Origin of the sequence: Pseudomonas sp. EA_65y_Pfl2_P78 (assembly GCF_963970495.1) — a bacterium.
In the GTDB taxonomy this organism is placed as follows: Bacteria; Pseudomonadota; Gammaproteobacteria; order Pseudomonadales; family Pseudomonadaceae; genus Aquipseudomonas; species Aquipseudomonas baetica_A.
Map to the genome: position 1 here is coordinate 164,693 of NZ_CAXAON010000001.1, position 20,386 is coordinate 185,078.

Below are 20,386 nucleotides of genomic sequence, written 5' to 3' on the forward strand. Positions count from 1 at the left end.
TTGAGTGTCCGGCCTTATGGAGATTGAGCTCGATTTTAAAACAATCATGTCTGAGACGCGATTCACGCCTTTTAAATAAAGTCCCATAAAAATGATTACCTCAGACCATCCAAAGAACAAGACGATCAAATTCTTATAGCGCTACAGCTTTTTTATTTCTTAACATTATTAACACCTGTCATACATGACAGGTGGACGCAAGTTTTAAATGTGAAATGATGTCCGTGCAAAAGTTTTTACAGCATCGGAACATACGCAACTCTAAAATGGAGCGTTTAAAATGAAAAAAATTGAGGTTTTAATTGTGGCGACAATATCGGCATTTGTTAGTCATGTTGCATTTGCAGAAATCGATGCAGGATGTAAGCAACTATGGGATGCCACAAGCGCTGCCCAGACATGCAAACTATCAAACCTTACAAAATATGAGGCTGGAGGTGCTGCTATTTGTACGATAGAAGCTACTTGCCTGGCCTCGAGCACACATCGCGAGATTGAGAATCGTATCAACTCGAGAGAAATCAATGACACGGTATATAACAAGGAAAGCGTTTCGGTATATACGATTCTTGAAACCGGGCTAAATAATTGCAATGGCAAACTTACGTATAACCCTTGCTAATGCCACAAACATGCAGCTCAACTAAAACCCGACTTAGCCTGCTGCACACGTTAAGTTAAGGCACAAAAATCACAAGAAGGCTGGATCAGTCCGCCGATGATCGTCCTCATGCTATGTATGGGAACGATCATTAAGACGAGTCAACATCATTGAAAAAAACTGGATCAATCTGTGGGCACTAACTTGTCCAAAATACGATTCACAGCCATCTCCGCCACCATCACCACCTGCGCAATACCTTGCACAGTCTTGCGGTGCGTACCTTCCACCATTGCCGCATGGTTGTTGAGCATGACCGTAGCCGAGCCGAGGGTTTCGCTGGCGTCGGCCAGCAGGGATTCGGTGTCGGCATTGGGGTTGGCCATGTACAGCGTGTTGGGGGTGTAAGGCGTGGCCATCAGGTCGGCGTTGGTCGGGCCGAGGTAATGGTCGAGGGCGCGTTCGGCGGCTTCGTGGAATTTCTTTGAATCGGGGGGATTCGTAGGGGGATGCCGGGTCTGTGAGCGGGGGGTTAGGCGTAGGTTTAATCATCTTCAGGTTCCGAAATAAAGCTGGAACCGCTTCTCTGCTAAAAGAAGGGGTGGCAGCTGAACGCAGGTTAGCAGACCGGGGAACCTAAGGAAGCCGGCGCGCCGAAGCGCCCTGCGCACAGCCGCCATCGAATGCAGGCGCTGAGCCTGACGATGATGTATGTGCACCCTTAGATTAGCCACGGGCTGCTAAACCCGATCACTGGAAATCAGTGACGGAATCAAGTTACGCAGCATGCCAAAGGCGCACAAGCCGGCGGATTCTGGTGCATGCGTAGGCAGCGGCGCAAGGATTTGTAGGCTAGGGAGCCGTAACACCTAGTGTCTTTAAACAACGCGACTGGAAGGCGTTTATTGCGCACAGAGATTGAGGATTTGTCTGTCGGATTGAGGTGTGGCGACTGGCGCTTTCGCGAGCAAGCTCGCTCCCACAGGAGATCTTCAGAGAACGCAGATTTTGTGTACGACATAAACCTACTGTGCGAGCTTGCTCGCGAAGAGTCCAGTCTGGTCACCGCAAATCTTGGATCAGTCAACGAGACCCGCATCCACCAACAACTTCTCCAACCCCAACAAATCCGGCACCTTCGCCACCTGCTCCCCGACCTGCACCGCCGCCTGCTCCAATTCACACAACGGCACATCGACATAGCTCAACTGGCTATCGAGTTTGTACGAACGCGGTATCCCCTGCACCAGAAGCGCAATGAACTTCAGCTCCGGCAACCCGCCGAGGGCATTGAGAATGACGATCCGCGCCCGTTCGCCGATGACGATTTTCTGCCCGCACGCCGATTCAAAACTCAGCAGCGGGATCTGCCGTTCACGCCAGCTCACTCGCCCCAGATACCACGGTGGCGTATCGAGATCGAACGCGCTGGCCTGGTAGTCGATCAGCTCGGCCACGGCGACGTTGGGCAGGATCAGGTTGCGATCGGCCAGCGGCAGCAGCAGGCCGGTGAGTTGGCTGTTACGCGCATTGTACCGGCGCTCATGCATGTTTCTTGCTCCAGTGGGCAATGCTCTCGAGCAGCACCGACTCCTGATACGGCTTGCCGAGGTAGTCATTGACGCCGATGGCCATGGCGCGGTCGCGGTGTTTCTGCCCGGTGCGCGAGGTGATCATGATGATCGGCAGGTGTTGCAGGCGTTCGTCGTGGCGCACTTGGGTGGCGACTTCGAAGCCGTCCATGCGCGGCATTTCGATGTCGAGCAGCATCAGGTCGGGCATGTGTTCTTCCAGCAGCAACATGGCATCGACCCCGTCCTTGGCCGTCAGCACGTTCATGCCGTGACGTTCGAGCAAACGGCTGGTGACCTTGCGCACGGTGACCGAGTCGTCGACCACCATCACCAGCAGCGGCTTGTGCGGTTCGCTGTCGATGTCCGGCAGCGTCGGATGCTGCGCAACGCGCGCCTGCATCGCCCGGATCGGCGCCAGCAAATCAAGAATCAGCACCACCCGGCCATCACCGAGAATGGTTGCGCCAGACACGCCCTGCACTGCCGCAAACTGCGGGCCAAGACTCTTGACCACAATCTCGCGGGTGCCCGCCATGGCGTCGACCTGCACGGCGACGTGACGGTCGTTGCACTGCACCAGCAGCACCGGCAACGGCAGGCTCTGGCCAATCAGTTTGGGGCGCGGCGCGGTTTTCAGCAGCTCGCCCAAATAACACAACTCATAGCGTTGCCCGGCGTATTGGTAGCTCGGCGGATCCTGGCGAAAATGCCCCTCCAGATCATTGGGCAATACCCGAACAATGCCTTCAATGGTGTTCAGCGGTATCGCGTACTGGTCTTCAAAGCACTGCACCATCAGCGCACGATTGACCGACACGGTGAACGGCAGGCGAATGCGAAAATGCACGCCCTGCCCCGGTACCGAATCGATGCTCATGCTGCCGCCCAGTTGCCGGACCTCTTCGTGAACCACATCCATGCCGACACCGCGCCCGGAAATCTGGGTGATTTTTTCGGCGGTGGAAAACCCCGGCTGGAGGATGAATTGCAGCACGTCGCGGTCGCTGATCTCGGCCTGCGCGGCGAGCATGCCGCGCTTGATCGCTTTGCGGCGCACAGCGTCCAGCGGCACCCCGGCGCCGTCGTCGCGGATGTCGAAAATGATGTCGCCGCCCTCGCGGGACAGGTCGAGGCGGATCTGTCCTTGCGCAGGTTTGCCCGCTGCCAACCGTACTTCGGCGGTTTCCAGCCCGTGGTCAACGGCGTTGCGCAGCATGTGTTCCAGCGGTGCGGCCATGCGCTCAAGCACGTTGCGATCCATCTCGCCTTCGGCATTGCCAACGACGAACGCGACATCTTTGTTCAGCTCTTCGGCGACCTGGCGGACGATGCGTTTGAGGCGCGGCAACATCCGTTCGAACGGCACCATGCGCGTGCGCATCAGGCCTTCCTGCAATTCGGTGTTGATCCGCCCTTGCTGCTGCAGCAGGTTTTCGGCGTCCTGATTGCGTCGATCCAGCGTTTCCTTGAGATCGAGCAGGTCGGAGGCGGATTCGAACAGGGCCCGCGACAGTTGCTGCAACTGCGAGTGACGGTCCATTTCCAGCGGATCGAATTCTTCGTAACCGAGGCGTTCGGCGTCCACTTGCTGACGGCTGAGGATACGTCCCTGGGTTTCGGTGTCGAGGCGGCGTAATTGATCGCGCATGCGCTCGATGGTGGTTTCCATCTCGTTGAGCGCCACTTGCGCGTCGTTGACTTGCTGTTCGATGCGGCCCCGGAAAATCGAGGTTTCCCCGGCCAGGTTGACCAGATCGTCGAGCAGTTCGGCGGAGACCTTGACCATGTCCGCACCGGCGTCCGGGGCGGTCGCCGTGGTTTCGGTTTTTACCGGCACAGGCAACAGCGGCGGCGTGTCGAGGCTCGCCGGGTGACTGAAATTCTGGATCGCATTGATCAACCGATCCGCCGGCGGGCACGGTTGCCCGGCGCGCACGGCATCGAGCATTTGCGCCAGTCGGTCATGGCCGCGCTGCACCAGGGCGAACAGCTCGGCCGAGGTTGGCAGCGTGGCCGCCGAGACGCTTTCGTAGAGGTACTCCAGCTCATGAGCGAGGTCGCCGATGGGGCCGATCTCGACCATCCGCGCGCCGCCCTTGAGGGTGTGCAGATCGCGCAGCAGGGTTTCGACTTCCTGGCGATTGCCCGGCTCGGCTTGCCAGCGCAGCAGCGCAGCGCCGGAGTTTTCGATGATGTCGAAACCTTCTTCGAGGAAGATTTCCAGCAGTTCCGGATCGTGCCCGGCGCTGTCGGGATCCACCGTCGGCGGCTGTGTTTCGCCCAGCGTCTGCCCCTGGCGCAGCTTTCGAATGGTTTCAATCAGATCCTGAGCCGGGGTCAGCGGCTGATGGTTTTGCAACTGATCAAGCAACTGAGCCAACCGGTCATGGCTCTTGTGCAGCAAGCGCTCCAAGGCTTGGTTATGGCTGTAGCGCCGATCGAGCAGCCCTTCATAAAGGCTTTCCAGTTCCTGAGCCAGATCGCCGATGGCCTCGACCTCAGCCATCCGCGCACCGCCCTTGAGGGTGTGCAGATCGCGTTGCAGGGACGACAGCGGCGCGGTGTTGTCAGGGTCTTTCAACCAGCGCTGCAAGGCCTGGCCGGAACTGTCGAGAATGTCCACCGCCTCTTCGAGGAAGATCTCGACAATCTCGTCAGCCGGCGCAGCAGACGCAGCGGTTTGTGACAGTTCGGCCGTCGCCGCACCCAGCTCGCGGATGCTCAGGCTGCGGCTGCCATCGCTGCGGATCAAGCCCATGGAGGACGGGTCGAGACTCTCATCGAGCAGGTCATGCAAGGCACGAATCCGCTCAGGCTGCGGCGTGACTTCCTGACCGGCGGCCAGTTCGTCGAGCATGTTGATCAGCGCTTCGTGGGCGTTCTGCGCTTCCTGAAAAAACCTGTCGCTGACCGCCAGGCTGCTTTCTTCGACGGCCCCATAAAGGTCGAGCAAGGCTTCGCACAAGACGTCGACCGGCAGCAGATCCGCCAGGTGCGCACCTTCGCCGAGGGTGGTCAGTTCGTCCAGCAACGCGCTGAGTTCCTGACGTTCGCCGGGGTGCTGCTGCCAGCGCTGCAAGAGGCTTTCGGCGTCGAGCAGGATGTCCATGCCCTGGGCGAGGAAATTGTTGATCAGTTGCGGGTCGCGCTTGACGCGCAGGCCGGTGTTCAGCGCATTGAGGATCGATTCCAGACGTTCGGCGAGCAGTGTTTCCGTGCGTTTGATCAGCGACTGAGCACCGACAATCGGTGCCAGCGGATCGTGCTTGAGTTGACGCAGGCCGACCCGAAACAGACCTTCGGCTTCAAGCAGCAATTCCACCTCATCAAGGTCCAGCGCCAGTTGATGGGCCTTGAATTCGCGAGCGAGTTTATCGAGCGGGGCGGCCAGTTCGGCAATCGGCGAGACCCCGGCCATCGATGCACTGCCCTTGAGGGTGTGCAACGCACGTTGCAACTCGTCGCTGGCTTGCAGCGGCACGTGTTCGGCGGCTTGATCGAGGAAACGATTGAGGCTGACGAGATGGTTTTCGGCCTCGTTGCGAAAGATCTCCAGCAACAAGGGGTCGAGTGCCGCGACGTCATCGGTGTCTTCGGCGGCCAGCGGTTCGTCCCCCTTGGCCAGGGCGTGGGCGCGGGCGGCGAGTTGATCGACATCGCTGCGCTGGCGTTGACGGTGGGTGGCGAACTCGCTGATCAGTTCCGGCAGCAATAGCACGGTGTCGCCCAGCAGTTGCTGCACCACCGAACCGGGTTCGACGCTTTGTTCCAGCACGCGATTGAGCAGGTTTTCCACCGCCCACGCCAGTTCCCCAAGGATCAACGCACGCACCATCCGCCCGCTGCCCTTGAGGGTATGGAAGGCACGGCGCAGTTCGCTCAGCGCGGCGCGATCCTGCGGATGGGCCGTCCAGCGCGGTAAGTACTCGTGGAGGACTTCAAGGACTTCGTCGGTCTCTTCGAGGAACACTTCGCGCAGTTCATCGTCGACCGGTTCTTCATCCGCCGGCGGCGGCATCAGGCTGCCGGGGGTGATCAGTGCCGGCGGGTTGACCGCCGACACCGGGCTGGCCAGCACATCCGCCAGCGACTGGACGATGTGCGGGTCGTCGAGCGCCTGCATGTCTTGCATCACCAGCGCTTCGCTGGGGCTGAGCACATCCTCGAGCACCGGCACATGCTGTTCGTCGGGCTGCTCGTCGGGAAAGAAACCGAGGCTGGCGAGGGACTTTTGCGCGACGTCCAGCAGTTGCTCGCTCGGCGCCAGTGGGTCATCGCTCAAACGCTCAAGGTAATACTCAAGACTGGTGATGACGTCGGCGAGGTTGTCCAGTTGCTGCCAGCCTGGTTCGTGCGAATCAAGTAGCAGGTGTTCGCGGATGAAACCATTGCAGGCCTCGACCAGTTTGGCCGCGCGACCGAGCGCAATCACCGCCAGCGCACCGCGCACCTGGGTCAGCAGCGCCGGCAGCGGCAGCAGATGCTGGCGATCCCAGTCGGCGTCGATGTAGTCGACGATCATGTCCTTGGCCTGTTGCAGGCAGATGCGCGCTTCCTTGATCACGATCTGGTGGATCTGCGTCAGGTCGGTGGTCGGCAGGCGCGAATCTTCCGGGCTTTGCGGCTCGACCGTGCCAACCATGCCGGCCAGCGTGGCTTCGACATACAGCAGCGCCCCGGCGACGTCCATCAGGATGGCGTCGTTCGGCTCGCGCTGGCCTTGAGCGAGGCTGAGCACCACCGCCAGTTGATCGATGATGACTTTGCGCGGCTGGCCGAAACCGAGCACCGCGAGGGTGTCGGCGATCTGCCGCAGTGGTGCCAGCAGGGCTTCCAGGTCCGAGGTGTGCTGACGGTCGCTGCGCACGAACAGGTCCAGGCGCTCCTTGACCCGCACCAGCTCTTCACACAACGCCGCCAGCACCGAGCGCATCGCGTCGCGGTCGGGGCCGGCCAGGCGCGTGCGCTCTTCGTCGACCATCGCGCTGTCGGGCAACGCGTCGTCCAGGGAGTAGTGATCTTTCATGGTCAGCATCTGCCCGGTGGGATGTTCGGCTTTGGCAATATAGAACAACAGGCTTTTGAGCAGCTCCGGCGGTGGCGGTTGGTTGAGGCCGGCCATGCCCTGTTCGAGCAGACGTTTGAGTTCCTTGTCAGCGTCCTTGAGCAGGCTGCGCAGCGCCGGGCTGTTGGCGATCTCGCCTTGGCGCATGCCTTCGACCAAGGCTGATGCCACCTGCCACAAGGGGCTCAACGGTGCATCGCCGCTCAAGGCTTCGAGGCGGGTGAAGACCTTCGCCAGATAATCGAGGTGCGTCTGATCGTCCTGCTCGCGCAGCAAACCGACCAAGGCCATTTGCAGCATCTGGCGCCATTTGCGCAGCATGTTTGGCAGTTCTGCCGGCGCCAGCAATGCCAGCGCTTGTGCGTTCAGGGGCGGCAGTTCGGGCAGTTGTGGGCTGAACAGGCTGGTTTCCGAGAGCAGGCTCTCGCCCCGGGCGCTGCGCAAATCGTTGAGCAGCGGCAGCACCACCAACGGCAGATCGCGCCGAGCGTTCTGCACGCGATCAAGGTAGATCGGCAATTGCCCAAGGGCTTGCAGCAACAGGTGCAGGGCTTCGTCGCGATGACTGACGCGCTCGTGTTGCAGGGCTTCGACCAGTTGCTCCATTTCTTCGGCCAGCAGTGCCGCGCCATAGAACTCGACCATTTGCAGGCTGCCGTGGACCTGATGGATGTAATCCAGGCACTCGTCCAGCCCAGGCGTCGCCTGCGGATCATCGAGCACGGTTTCAATGGCCCGATGCGCCTGTTTCAGCGTTTCGGCAATTTCGCCTTTGACCCACTCGAGGGCCACATAGTCGTGGCGATCACCCATGGCAGCTCCAATCACACTTTATCCGTCGCCGACGCGGAGGCCGCCGGCAAGGTGAAGCCGGACACCGAGCGGCGCAACTGACTGGCCATTTTTGCCAGGTTGCCGATGCTCTCGGCGGTGGCCGTGGAACCGGACGACGTCTGCGAGGTGATCTGCTGGATCACGTTCATCGTCAGCGAGATCTGCCCAGCCGACGACGTCTGCTGCTGCGCCGCATTGGAGATGCTCTGAATCAGCGCCGCGAGCGTCTTGGACACGCCTTCGATTTCTTCCAGGGCCACACCGGCATCCTGCGCCAGCCGTGCGCCGCGCACCACTTCGGTGGTGGTCTGCTCCATCGAGATCACCGCTTCGTTGGTGTCCGTCTGGATCGCCCGCACCAGGGTTTCGATTTGCCGGGTGGCGGCGGACGAGCGCTCGGCCAGCCGCTGCACTTCGTCGGCCACCACGGCAAAACCGCGTCCGGCATCACCGGCCATCGACGCCTGAATCGCGGCGTTGAGGGCCAGAATGTTGGTCTGGTCGGCAATGTCGTCGATCAGGCTGACGATATCGCCGATTTCTTGGGAAGACTCACCCAAGCGTTTGATGCGTTTGGCGGTGTCTTGAATCTGCTCGCGAATGTTGTCCATGCCGTGGATGGTGTTGTGCACCACCTCGTTGCCCTTGTTGGCGATCTCTACCGAGCGCTCGGCCACCGCCGAGGATTCAGCGGCGTTGGCCGAGACCTGATCGATGGACTCGGCCATGTCGCTGATCGCGCTCGAGGCTTCGGAAATCTGCTGGGCCTGATGCTCGGAGGCCTGCGCCAAATGCATGGCGGTGGCCTGGGTTTCCTGCACTGCAGCGGCGACCTGGCCGGCGGTGAGGTTGATGGTGGCGACCAGATCGCGCAGTTGGTCGACGGAATAGTTGATCGAGTCGGCGATGGTCCCGGTGAAGTCTTCGGTGACCGAGGCGGTCACGGTCAGGTCGCCGTCGGCGAGGTCTTCGATTTCGTCGAGCAGACGCATGATCGCGTTCTGGTTGCGCTCGTTTTTCTCGGCAGTCTCGCGCAGTTGGCGATTGGTTTCCCGCACCATCACCAGGCCTATAAGGATGATCGAGGCCAGCGCCAGCAAGCCCAGCACGTAGCCACCGATGGTGTCGGTGTTGCGCCCGCCCGCCAGGTTTTCGAAACCGTTGGCCAGGTGCGAAGCTTCGTCGAGCAGGGTTTGCGACAGGTTGAAGATGTTGCTGGCCGACTCGCGAACCTTGAACAGCTCCGGCGAGGTTTCGAGGATTTCATCCACGGAGCCGGAGACGAACTGGAACAGCTCGGAAATATCACTCAAGCGCGCACGAGCGTCGCGGTCTTCGACCTGGCTGATTTTCAGCGTCGGGTTGCCCTGAAGCATGCCGTTGAGTACCTGGCCGAAACGGGTGGCGTCGCGGCCAAAGGCGTCGGCGGCTTGTTGGGAGTTTTCATCACCGGCCAGCACCGTGTTGACCGCGCCGAGGATGCGTTCGGCCAGCAGCGATTGGCGCTGAGCCATCGCCACTTGGGCGGCCGGAGCGCCGCGCTGAAGGAGAATCTCGACGACTTTTTCGTATTCGATCTGCAACTGCGGCACGGTTTCGGCCAGGGTCGCGGCGACCTGATGCAGGGACAGTACGGTCTGTTCGCTGGAGAGGATGGCGTCGGTGTTTTTCAGCAGGCGCTCCCAGTCCAGTTGCACGGCGCGCATTTCCGGGCGCACGGTAGACGGCGCGGCTGGCAGGCCGGTGGCCGGGTCACCCTTTTTCAGATACCCCCAACGCTGGGCGAAATCATTGCGCGCATCACTGAGCAACTTGAACGCAGCCGCTTTGCCGGCAGCGGCTTCGGTGGCGTTCTTGGCGATGCGTTGCGAGAGCACGCGCAGTTCCCCGGCGTGGCCGATGTACTGTTTGTCGTGGTTCGCCTGGGTGTTGAGGTAGGCGAAGTTGGCGAACAGCAGCATGATGAACACGATCAGTGCGATGAACAGCACGACGATCTGCGAGCGACTGCGCGATCCTTCCGCCGACTTGCCTGTGTTTGCTTTTGTCATCGGTCCTCGCCTATGAAACCTGCCGCATTCAATGTGGCAGCGGGCTTGCTCGCGAATGCGGTGGGTCAGCCAGCATCGAATTGAATGTCAGACCGTATTTGCGAGCAAGCCCGCTCCCACATGGGATTTGTGGTGTTTCGACTAAATTGCGACGCTCATGAACACCGGGGATTGTGCCAGCGCAAACAGGCTGAACACCCGCCAGTTCTGCTCACGGCGGAAATACCCTTTGACGAACTCGGCCTTGGAACCCTGCCGTTTACTGATCGAAATGGGCTCGAAGCTGTCCTGATCGAAGTGCTGCAAGCCAAAGACTTCATCGACCATCAGCCCGGCAAACACCTCGCCATGCTCCACCACCAATACCCGCCGCTGTTTACGCAGTGGCGACAGTTCATGACCGAAAAAACCGCACAGATCCATGATCGGCAGCAACCGCCCACGCAGGTTAGCGACTCCCTTGACCCACGGTTTGACCCCGGGCAACTGAGTGAAACGCGGTTCATGCAGCACTTCGCTGACTTCGCCCATCGGCGCCACATACCAGTGCTCGCCGAGGCGAAAGCCGATGCCGCTCCAGCGATCCTGGCGCGCCGGTTGCGACGGCAGGTCCGCCGCCAGCAAGCGGCAGCGCTGGTCGATCTGCCAGAGCAGTTCGAACGCGGTCAGCGATTCGCTCATGGTTGCGCGATCAGCCTTTGAGTACGTTGTTCAGGGTTTTGATCAGGGTCTCTTCGTCGACCGGTTTGGTCAGGTAGTCCCTGGCGCCCTGACGAGTGCCCCAGACCTTGTCGGTTTCCTGATCCTTGGTGGTGATGATGATCACCGGGATGTGGCTGGTATCGGCGTCCTTGGTCAACTGACGGGTCGCCTGAAAGCCATTGAGGCCGGGCATGACGATGTCCATCAGTACCGCGTCAGGTTTTTCCTGACGGGCCAGCGCGACACCGTCGGCGCCGTTCTCGGCTTTCAGCACTTCGTGGCCGTGCTTTTCCAGCATGCCGGTCAGTTTGTACATTTCAGTCGGCGAATCATCGACGATCAGGATACGTGCCATGGTTTTCCCCATTTTTCTTGTCGACATCCGGCCCGCTGGCCGAGCGTCACTGTGCGTGTCTTACTGCGGCAAAACAGCGGCGAAGCCCGGAACATGGGCCTGAATCGCGTTGAGCAGTTCTTCCTTGCTGAAAGGCTTGGTCAAAAATTGATCAGAGCCGACAATCCGGCCCTTGGCCTTGTCGAACAACCCGTCCCTGGACGACAGCATGATCACCGGCGTTGCCTTGAACGCGCTGTTGTTCTTGATTAAAGCGCAGGTCTGATAACCATCCAGACGCGGCATCATGATGTCGACAAAAATGATTCCGGGATGGTTGTCGGCGATCTTCGCCAACGCGTCGAAACCGTCAATCGCCGTGATCACTTCGCAGCCGACATTTTTCAACAATGTTTCGGCGGTGCGACGAATCGTTTTGGAGTCGTCGATCACCATGACCTTCAAGGCGCTGGACTGCTGTTCCATAAGGGGGCTCTACCGTCGCCTTTGCGAATCAAATTGTCCGTTTTGTGATGACTGATGGCCGGAAACCCTTGATGTTCAAGGGCCAGCACGGCATGGCAGCCTTTTTAGCACAGTCTCCAGATGCAATCTATCGACGGGTTTTTCCTTGACCGAAAACCCGCTCGGAGCCACTCTGGCGGCACTTTTTCAATACCGATCCGGTAGCCAATTTTCGAGGAAAATCCAATGAGCGTTCGCGTCGGGATTGTCATGGACCCTATCGCCAGCATCTCCTATAAAAAGGATAGCTCGCTGGCCATGCTGCTGGCCGCGCAGAAGCGCGGCTGGGAGCTGTTCTATATGGAGCAGCGCGACCTGTATCAGGCCGAAGGTCAGGCGCGGGCGCGGATGCGCCCACTGAAAGTCTTCGCCAACCCGGAAAAATGGTTCGAACTGGACGCCGAGCAGGACAACCTGCTGAGCGATCTGAACGTGATCCTGATGCGCAAGGATCCACCCTTCGACATGGAGTTCGTCTACTCCACTTATCTGCTCGAACAAGCCGAAACCGCGGGCGTGCTGGTGGTGAACAAGCCGCAGAGCCTGCGCGACTGCAATGAAAAGCTGTTCGCCACGCTGTTCCCGCAGTGCACGCCACCGACCGTGGTCAGCCGCCGCGCGGATGTGTTGCGTGAATTCGCCGCCAAACACGGCGATGTGATCCTCAAGCCGCTGGACGGCATGGGTGGCACCTCGATCTTCCGCCACCGTGCAGGCGATCCGAACCTCTCGGTGATTCTGGAAACCCTGACCGCTCTCGGCGGCCAGCAGATCATGGGTCAGGCTTACCTGCCAGCCATCAAGGACGGCGACAAACGCATTCTGATGATCGACGGCGAGCCGGTGGATTACTGCCTGGCGCGGATTCCGGCGCAGGGCGAAACCCGTGGCAACCTCGCGGCCGGTGGCCGTGGTGAAGCGCGGCCGCTGACCGACAAGGATCGCTGGATCGCCGCTCAGGTCGGCCCGACCTTGCGCGAGAAAGGCCTGCTGTTCGTCGGCCTGGACGTGATCGGCGAGCACCTGACCGAGATCAACGTCACCAGCCCGACCTGCATCCGTGAAATCGATAACGCGTTTGGCACCGACATTGGTGGCCTGTTGATGGATGCCATCGATCAGAAGCTTCAAGCTCGTTGAGATAGAACAACCAAGATGCGACCAACATTGCGTTATCATGCCCCGCCTCTGAAAAACGCGATGTTGGTTTCCTTGTCATGACCCTCCCGTCCGATCTGCCCACTGAACTCGCCCATCGCGGCGTGCGCCCGGCCGATCGCCTCGGATTTACCCTGTTTCTCGCGGCGCTGATTCATTTGGCGCTGCTGCTAGGCGTCGGCTTCACGATGGTCGAGCCCAAGCAGATCAGCAAAACCCTGGAAATCACCCTCGCCACCTTCAAGAGCGAAAAGAAGCCCGAGAAAGCTGACTTTCTGGCGCAGGAACATCAGGAAGGCAGCGGCACCCTCGACAAGAAGGCGATCCCCAAGACCACCGAAGTCGCGCCGTTCCAGGACAATCAGGTCAAAAAAGTCACCCCGCCACCGGCCGCCAAACCGCAAGTACAGGAAGCCGCGCCGAAGGCTGCCGTGACCACGGTCGCGCCAAAGCCGAAAAAAGCGCCAACCAAGAAAGAAGAACCCAAAACCAAAGTCAAACCGACCGTCGACGCGCCGGAGTTCGACAGCTCCCAGTTGTCCAGCGACATCGCCAGCCTCGAAGCGGAACTGGCCAAGGAACAACAACTCTACGCCAAACGCCCGCGCATCCACCGTTTGAGCGCCGCATCGACCATGCGCGACAAGGGCGCCTGGTACAAAGACGACTGGCGCAAGAAGGTCGAGCGCATCGGCAACCTCAATTACCCCGACGAAGCGCGGCGCAAACAGATCTACGGTAATTTGCGCCTGTTGGTCTCGATCAACCGCGACGGTTCGCTGTATGAAGTGCTGGTGCTGGAATCGTCCGGCCATCCGCTGCTGGATCAGGCGGCACAGCGCATCGTCCGGCTGGCGGCGCCGTTTGCACCGTTTACCGGCGATCTGTCGGATATCGACCGACTGGAAATCATCCGCACCTGGAAATTCGCCCGGGGTGACAAACTCTCGAGCAACTGAACACACCGCAAATCCCCTGTGGGAACTGTGTTGCTGCCAGCATCCCCAGCTTGTCAGTTCGCCCCTTGAACGCCACACTAGCGCACATGAAAAACGTCAGCCCCAGCTACCTCAAGCACCAATTCCTGATCGCCATGCCGCACATGGCCGACCCGAACTTTGCCCACACCTTGACCTACATCGTCGAGCACACGGCCAATGGCGCCATGGGCATCGTGGTCAACAGGCCGCAAGAGCTGAATCTGGCAGACATCCTTGAGCAATTGCGCCCGGAAATCGACCCGCCCGGCCTCTGCCAGCATGTGCCGATCTTCATCGGCGGCCCGGTGCAGACCGATCGTGGTTTCGTTCTGCACCCGGCGGGCAAGACGTTCCAGGCCACCGCCCAGCTCGACGGCGACCTGGCCCTGTCCACCTCGCAGGACGTGCTGTTCGCCATTGCTGACGGCGTCGGCCCGGCGAAAAGCCTGATCGCCCTCGGCTACGCCGGTTGGGAAGCCGGGCAGCTGGAGGCCGAAATGGCCGACAACGCCTGGCTGAACTGCCCGTACAATGCCGACATCCTGTTCAACACCACCAGCGAATTACGCCTTGAAGCGGCGGCCAGGCACTTGGGGATCAACCTCAACCTGCTGACCAGCCAGGCAGGTCACGCCTGATGGCCCTGCGCTTGATTCTCGGCTTTGACTACGGCACCAAACAGATCGGCGTTGCCGTCGGCCAGGTGATCACCGGCCAGGCCCGCGAACTCTGCACCTTGAAAGCGCAGAACGGCGTGCCCGACTGGAACCAGGTCGAGGCCCTTATAAAGGAATGGAAACCCGACGCCGTGGTGGTCGGTTTGCCGCTGAACATGGACGGCACGCCGAGCGAGATGTGCCTGCGCGCCGAGAAATTCGCCCGCCGCCTCAACGGCCGCTTCAATGTGCCCTTCTATACCCACGACGAACGCCTGACCACGTTCGAGGCCAAGGGCGAGCGTCTGGTACGTGGCGGACAAAAGGGCAGTTACCGCGACAACCCGGTGGACGCCATCGCCGCCGCCCTGCTGTTGCAAGGCTGGCTCGATGAAAACACTGCATTGTTCGAATCCTGACTGCATTTAATTCTGCAAAGCGCTACGGCGCTTTTCTTTTGGCCAAACCCCCAGCCACGTCCGGTAGGACACGGCTCGGGCTGAAGAAGGAGCAACCATGAGCCTGCCCAATCCCGCCGATCTGATCAGTCAGATGGCGACCCGCCTCAAGGCGCACCTTGCACAGCGTGATATCAGCGAACCGCGTTACATCGGCATCCGCACTGGCGGCATCTGGGTCGCGCAGGCTCTGCTCAAGGAACTGGGCAGCGACGCACCACTGGGCACGCTGGATGTCTCCTTCTACCGCGACGACTTCAGCCAGAACGGCCTGCACCCGCAAGTGCGTCCGTCCTCCCTGCCCTTCGAAATCGAAGGCCAGCATCTGGTATTGATCGACGACGTGCTGATGAGCGGACGCACCATCCGCGCCGCCCTGAACGAACTGTTCGACTATGGCCGCCCGGCCAGCGTGACCCTGGTGTGCATGCTCGATCTGGACGCTGGCGAGCTGCCGATCCGCCCGAACGTGGTCGGCGCAACGCTGTCGCTGGCCGCCCACGAGCGCGTAAAGCTGTCCGGCCCCGAGCCGTTGACGCTCGAACTGCAAGACCTGAATCCTTAATCCGCCCTATTGAGAGTCCCCTCGCGATGACGCCTCTAGATACCAAGCGCCCGCTGCAGCTCAATGATCAGGGCCAGCTGCGCCACTTCCTCTCGCTCGATGGCCTGCGCCGCGAGTTGCTGACGGAAATCCTCGACACCGCCGACTCGTTCCTTGAAGTCGGTGCCCGCGCAGTGAAGAAAGTTCCGTTGCTGCGCGGCAAGACCGTGTGCAACGTGTTCTTCGAAAACTCCACCCGCACCCGCACCACCTTCGAAATGGCAGCCCAGCGGCTGTCAGCGGACGTGATCACCCTGAACGTGTCGACGTCGTCGGCCAGTAAAGGTGAAACCCTGCTCGACACCCTGCGCAACCTCGAAGCCATGGCCGCCGACATGTTCGTCGTGCGCCACGGCGACTCCGGCGCCGCGCACTTCATCGCCGAGCATGTCTGCCCGCAAGTGGCGATCATCAACGGCGGCGACGGCCGTCACGCGCACCCGACGCAAGGCATGCTCGACATGCTCACCATCCGTCGGCACAAGGGCGGCTTCGAAAACCTCTCGGTGGCCATCGTCGGCGACATCCTGCACTCGCGGGTGGCGCGTTCGAACATGCTCGCCCTCAAGACCCTCGGCTGCCCGGACATCCGCGTGATCGCGCCCAAAACCCTGCTGCCGATCGGCATCGAGCAGTACGGCGTGAAGGTGTACACCGACATGACTGAAGGCCTTAAGGACGTTGACGTGGTGATCATGCTGCGCCTGCAACGTGAACGCATGTCCGGCGGCCTGCTGCCGAGCGAAGGCGAGTTCTATCGCCTGTTCGGCCTGACCACTGCACGTCTGGCCGGGGCCAAACCCGATTGCATCGTCATGCACCCGGGGCCGATCAACCGTGGGGTGGAGATCGAGTCGGCGGTGGCCGACGGCCCGCACTCGGTGATCCTCAACCAGGTGACCTACGGCATCGCGGTGCGTATGGCTGTGCTGTCGATGGCCATGAGCGGACAGACTGCGCAACGTCAATTCGAGCAGGAGAACGCCCAGTGAAGCTCAGCATTCTCGGCGCCCGCGTCATCGATCCAAGCAGTGGCCTGGATCAAATCACCGATATTCACGTTCAAGCCTGCAAGATCGTCGCCCTGGGCGCGGCGCCGGCCGGTTTCAACGCTGTCGAAACCATCGACGCCACAGGCCTTGTGGCCGCTCCGGGCCTGGTCGACTTGAACGTCGCCCTGCGCGAGCCGGGTTACAGCCGCAAAGGCAGCATCGCCAGCGAAACCCGCGCGGCGGCGGCCGGTGGCGTGACCAGCCTGTGCTGCCCGCCGAAAACCAAACCGGTGCTCGACACCTCTGCCGTGGCCGAGCTGATTCTCGACCGCGCCCGCGAGGCCGGCAACACCAAGGTCTTCCCGATTGGCGCGCTGAGCAAAGGCCTGGACGGCGAACAACTGGCCGAACTGATCGCCCTGCGTGACGCCGGTTGCGTCGCATTCGGCAATGGTCTGGAGAGTTTCCGCAACACCCGTACCCTGTGCCGGGCGCTGGAGTACGCCGCCACCTTCGACCTGACGGTGATCTTCAACTCGCAGGATCACGATCTGGCAGACGGGGGGCTGGCCCACGAAGGCCCAACCGCCAGCTTCCTTGGCCTGCCGGGCATTCCGGAAACCGCTGAAACCGTGGCCTTGGCCCGGGACCTGCTGCTGGTCGAGCAAACCGGGGTGCGCGCGCACTTCAGCCAGTTGACCAGCGCTCGCGGCGTCGCGCTGATCGCTCAGGCGCAGGCCCGTGGTTTGAAAGTGACGGCAGACGTGGCGTTGTATCAGCTGATTCTGACCGACGAAGCGCTGATCGACTTCAGCAGCCTCTATCACGTCCAGCCGCCGCTGCGCACCCGCGCCGACCGCGATGGCCTGCGTGAAGCCGTGAAGTCGGGTGTGGTGTCGGCGATTTCCAGCCATCACCAGCCCCACGAGCGTGACGCCAAACTGGCACCGTTCGGCGCGACCGAGCCGGGCATCAGCAGTGTTGAATTGCTGCTGCCTCTGGCGATGACGCTGGTTGAGGATGGCTTGCTCGATCTACCGACCCTGCTGGCACGCTTGAGCGCAGGCCCAGCGCAGGCGCTGCGCCTGCCAGCGGGCAAACTGGCGGTCGGCGGTGCGGCGGATATCGTGCTGTTCGATCCGAAAGCCTCGACCGTGGCCGGCGAAGGCTGGCTGTCGAAGGGCGAGAACTGCCCGTTCCTCGGTCACAGCTTGCCGGGTGTGGTTCGCTATACCTTGGTGGACGGACGGATCAGCCACCAGGCTTGATACCGGGCTGGCTCCCACACTGGATTGGTGTCGATCACAAATCCAGTGTGGGAGCGGTCTTGCTCGCGAAGGCTTACTGGAAGGCGCCGCGATTTTCGGCGTTACGCAGCGACACCTGATCATTGAGCGTCCAGAAGTCATACAGCACACCCACAAAGAACAACCCACCGGTCAGCAGGTACAGCAAGCCGCTGATCCACTTGCCCTGGTACATCCGGTGCACACCGAGCACGCCAAGGAACGTCAGCAGAATCCACGCCACGTTGTATTCGATCGGTCCTGCGGCAAATCGCAGATCCGCTTCGCGGTCCATCGCCGGGATCAGAAACACGTCGATCAGCCAACCGATCCCTAACAAACCGAAGGTGAAAAACCAGATCGTCCCGGTCACCGGTTTGCCGTAATAAAAGCGGTGAGCGCCGGTAAAACCGAAAATCCACAGCAGGTAGCCGATCACTTTGCTGTGGGTGTCTTTTTCCTTCACACGGGGTAACCGATAGCTGTTCATGAAGACCTCGTTGCACACGATAGATAAATATTCTTGAATTCTTTGTGACTTTTTTACAGGTGGCCGACGTATGGCAAATGTTAAGGTGACGTCCGTCAAACCCTTATAACACCGGACCTCTGTCAGACAATCGCGTCAATTTGCAGCTTATTTGGTTCCGTTGCCTCCCGATTGAATCGACCAACGGCCTCGGTAGGGACAAAAAAGCTGTTATAAAGTTGCGCGCTATCACCTAAGAGCCACGCCTAATGCGACCATTTTTCAAGACATGGCTAACTATTTGCCTATTAATGCCACTGGCCGCCCACGCCACCAATCGTGAGCAACGTCTTCCCAACGTTAACGGCTTTACCCCTAAATCCCATGCTTCTGCGCCATCGAGCAAAAGCAAACAGGTCAAACACACCGTCCTGAGCAGCAATGGCCACAGCAAGCTGCTTCCGCAGATGGCGAACAAAACCAGCAGCAACGTCCTCAGCCGTGCGGTGAACGTCCTCGGTACGCCTTACCGTTGGGGCGGCAGCAGCCCCAGTAAAGGCTTCGATTGCAGCGGCCTGGTGAAATACGCGTTCAACGACGCTACGTTCGACCTGCCACGCACCTCCAATGCCATGGCCAGCGGCCACGGCGTAAAAGTCGAGCGCAAGGATCTGAAGCCGGGCGATCTGATCTTCTTCAACATCAAGAGCCGTCGGGTCAATCACGTTGCAATCTACCTGGGCAACGACCGCTTCATCCACGCACCACGTCGTGGCAAAGCGGTGAGCATCGACACACTGAACAAACCGTACTGGCAGAAGCATTACGTCGTGGCCAAACGCGTATTGCCCAACGAGTCGAAGCAGATGCGCGTGGTTCAGCGCTGAGCTGACTGATCCAGAATCTGTTCAAGCAGTACTGGCCCCTTCGCGAGCAAGCCCGCTCCCACATTGGATCTGTGTCGTTCACAAATCAAAGGTGGGAGCGGGCTTGCTCGCGAAGGGTGCAATGGAAGCGACACAAGCGCCCGCTCAGAAATTATCCGGCGTACGCGCCTTATCCCGCGCATGCTCGCGACTGATCAAGCCTTTGGTCACCAGATCCTTCAGGCACATGTCCAGTGTCTGCATCCCCAACGACCCGCCGGTCTGAATCGCCGAATACATCTGCGCCACCTTGTCCTCCCGGATCAGGTTACGGATCGCCGACGTGCCCAGCATGATTTCGTGCGCCGCCACCCGTCCGCCGCCAACCTTCTTGATCAGCGTCTGCGAGACGACTGCCAGCAACGACTCTGACAGCATTGAACGCACCATCGATTTCTCGTCACCGGGAAACACGTCCACCACCCGATCGATGGTCTTGGCCGCCGAAGTGGTGTGCAGCGTGCCGAACACCAGATGCCCGGTTTCAGCCGCGGTCAGCGCCAGGCGAATGGTTTCCAGGTCGCGCATCTCGCCCACCAGGATCACATCCGGGTCTTCCCGCAACGCTGAACGCAACGCGGTGGCGAAACTGCGGGTATCGCGGTGGACTTCACGCTGATTGATCAGACATTTGCGCGATTCGTGAACGAATTCGATGGGATCTTCGATGGTCAGGATGTGGTGATGGCGATGGGTGTTGAGGTAATCGATCATCGCCGCCAGCGTGGTCGACTTGCCGGAACCGGTCGGCCCGGTGACCAGCACCAGCCCGCGTGGCGCATCGGTGATCTTGCGAAAGACGTCGCCCATGGCGAGGTCTTCCATGCTCAACACTTTCGAGGGAATGGTGCGAAACACCGCCCCGGCGCCACGGTTCTGGTTGAACGCATTGACCCGAAAGCGCGCCACGCCAGGGACCTCGAAGGAGAAATCCGTTTCCAGGTGTTTCTCGAAGTCGACCCGCTGGGTGTCGTTCATGATGTCGTAGATCAATTCGTGCACTTGCTTGTGATCCAGCGCGGGCAGATTGATCCGTCGCACATCGCCATCGACGCGGATCATCGGCGGCAGACCGGCCGACAGGTGCAGGTCGGACGCGCCCTGTTTGGCGCTGAAGGCCAGCAGTTCAGTGATATCCATAGCGCTCCTCAATTCCAGTAGAATGCCGCGA

17 protein-coding genes and 1 pseudogene are annotated in these 20,386 nt (G+C 60.4%); 9 read left to right on the forward strand and 9 right to left on the reverse strand.

Annotation, left to right across the window (positions count from 1 at the left end; translation table 11 throughout):
* Positions 1 to 280 precede the first annotated feature (280 nt).
* Complete coding sequence (locus AACY02_RS00740; protein ID WP_339430335.1) at positions 281 to 622, forward strand: hypothetical protein; 342 nt, start codon at positions 281 to 283, stop codon at positions 620 to 622.
* A gap of 164 nt (positions 623 to 786) precedes the next feature.
* On the opposite strand, the pseudogene AACY02_RS00745 reads toward AACY02_RS00740, so the two are convergent.
* From AACY02_RS00745 to pilG, 7 genes and pseudogenes are all read right to left on the reverse strand, one after another.
* A pseudogene (locus tag AACY02_RS00745) lies at positions 787 to 1,153 on the reverse strand (DUF6124 family protein).
* Between the two features lie 527 nt (positions 1,154 to 1,680).
* Positions 1,681 to 2,151, reverse strand: a complete 471-nt coding sequence (locus tag AACY02_RS00750) for a chemotaxis protein CheW (RefSeq protein WP_339430336.1) — start codon at positions 2,149 to 2,151, stop codon at positions 1,681 to 1,683.
* Entirely contained in the window at positions 2,144 to 8,053 is a 5,910-nt protein-coding gene (locus tag AACY02_RS00755) for an Hpt domain-containing protein (RefSeq protein WP_339430337.1), read from the reverse strand. The genes AACY02_RS00750 and AACY02_RS00755 overlap by 8 nt, the downstream gene beginning before the upstream one ends.
* An 11-nt stretch (positions 8,054 to 8,064) precedes the next feature.
* Positions 8,065 to 10,125 carry a methyl-accepting chemotaxis protein gene (locus AACY02_RS00760; RefSeq protein ID WP_339430338.1) on the reverse strand — a complete coding sequence of 687 codons (2,061 nt, stop codon included), beginning with the start codon at positions 10,123 to 10,125 and terminating at the stop codon, positions 8,065 to 8,067.
* Between the two features lie 141 nt (positions 10,126 to 10,266).
* Positions 10,267 to 10,806: a chemotaxis protein CheW gene (locus tag AACY02_RS00765; RefSeq protein WP_339430339.1), complete on the reverse strand. Its 540-nt coding sequence runs from the start codon at positions 10,804 to 10,806 to the stop codon at positions 10,267 to 10,269.
* Between the two features lie 10 nt (positions 10,807 to 10,816).
* Positions 10,817 to 11,182, reverse strand: a complete 366-nt coding sequence (gene pilH, locus AACY02_RS00770) for a twitching motility response regulator PilH (protein ID WP_221732374.1) — start codon at positions 11,180 to 11,182, stop codon at positions 10,817 to 10,819.
* 60 nt (positions 11,183 to 11,242) lie between these two features.
* Positions 11,243 to 11,647: a twitching motility response regulator PilG gene (gene pilG, locus AACY02_RS00775; RefSeq protein ID WP_007913673.1), complete on the reverse strand. Its 405-nt coding sequence runs from the start codon at positions 11,645 to 11,647 to the stop codon at positions 11,243 to 11,245.
* A 225-nt stretch (positions 11,648 to 11,872) separates the two neighbouring features.
* Between pilG and gshB the strand changes: the two genes are divergently transcribed.
* From gshB to AACY02_RS00810, 7 genes are all read left to right on the forward strand, one after another.
* Positions 11,873 to 12,826, forward strand: coding sequence for a glutathione synthase (gshB, locus tag AACY02_RS00780; RefSeq protein ID WP_339430340.1), 954 nt, complete (start codon positions 11,873 to 11,875; stop codon positions 12,824 to 12,826).
* A gap of 77 nt (positions 12,827 to 12,903) precedes the next feature.
* Positions 12,904 to 13,803, forward strand: a complete 900-nt coding sequence (locus AACY02_RS00785; RefSeq protein ID WP_339430341.1) for an energy transducer TonB — start codon at positions 12,904 to 12,906, stop codon at positions 13,801 to 13,803.
* 86 nt (positions 13,804 to 13,889) lie between these two features.
* On the forward strand, positions 13,890 to 14,462 hold the full coding sequence (locus AACY02_RS00790) for a YqgE/AlgH family protein (protein WP_339430342.1): 573 nt from the start codon (positions 13,890 to 13,892) through the stop codon (positions 14,460 to 14,462).
* A complete protein-coding gene (gene ruvX / locus AACY02_RS00795) occupies positions 14,462 to 14,899 on the forward strand; it encodes a Holliday junction resolvase RuvX (protein ID WP_008077844.1) in 438 nt (145 codons plus the stop codon). The genes AACY02_RS00790 and ruvX overlap by 1 nt, the downstream gene beginning before the upstream one ends.
* A gap of 97 nt (positions 14,900 to 14,996) precedes the next feature.
* Complete coding sequence (gene pyrR / locus AACY02_RS00800; protein ID WP_339430343.1) at positions 14,997 to 15,503, forward strand: bifunctional pyr operon transcriptional regulator/uracil phosphoribosyltransferase PyrR; 507 nt, start codon at positions 14,997 to 14,999, stop codon at positions 15,501 to 15,503.
* A 26-nt stretch (positions 15,504 to 15,529) separates the two neighbouring features.
* Positions 15,530 to 16,534 carry an aspartate carbamoyltransferase catalytic subunit gene (locus AACY02_RS00805; protein ID WP_339430344.1) on the forward strand — a complete coding sequence of 335 codons (1,005 nt, stop codon included), beginning with the start codon at positions 15,530 to 15,532 and terminating at the stop codon, positions 16,532 to 16,534.
* On the forward strand, positions 16,531 to 17,802 hold the full coding sequence (locus tag AACY02_RS00810; protein WP_339430345.1) for a dihydroorotase: 1,272 nt from the start codon (positions 16,531 to 16,533) through the stop codon (positions 17,800 to 17,802). Before AACY02_RS00805 ends, AACY02_RS00810 begins: the two co-directional genes overlap by 4 nt.
* A 73-nt stretch (positions 17,803 to 17,875) precedes the next feature.
* Here the strand turns inward: AACY02_RS00810 and AACY02_RS00815 are convergent, their stop codons facing one another.
* Positions 17,876 to 18,310, reverse strand: a complete 435-nt coding sequence (locus AACY02_RS00815; RefSeq protein WP_339430346.1) for a TM2 domain-containing protein — start codon at positions 18,308 to 18,310, stop codon at positions 17,876 to 17,878.
* A gap of 248 nt (positions 18,311 to 18,558) precedes the next feature.
* Here AACY02_RS00815 and AACY02_RS00820 point away from each other — a divergent pair, with 248 nt between their 5' ends.
* Entirely contained in the window at positions 18,559 to 19,176 is a 618-nt protein-coding gene (locus AACY02_RS00820; protein WP_339430347.1) for a C40 family peptidase, read from the forward strand.
* A 144-nt stretch (positions 19,177 to 19,320) separates the two neighbouring features.
* On the opposite strand, the gene AACY02_RS00825 is transcribed toward AACY02_RS00820, so the two are convergent.
* Positions 19,321 to 20,355 carry a type IV pilus twitching motility protein PilT gene (locus tag AACY02_RS00825; RefSeq protein ID WP_339430348.1) on the reverse strand — a complete coding sequence of 345 codons (1,035 nt, stop codon included), beginning with the start codon at positions 20,353 to 20,355 and terminating at the stop codon, positions 19,321 to 19,323.
* Between the last annotated feature and the right edge of the window lie 31 nt (positions 20,356 to 20,386).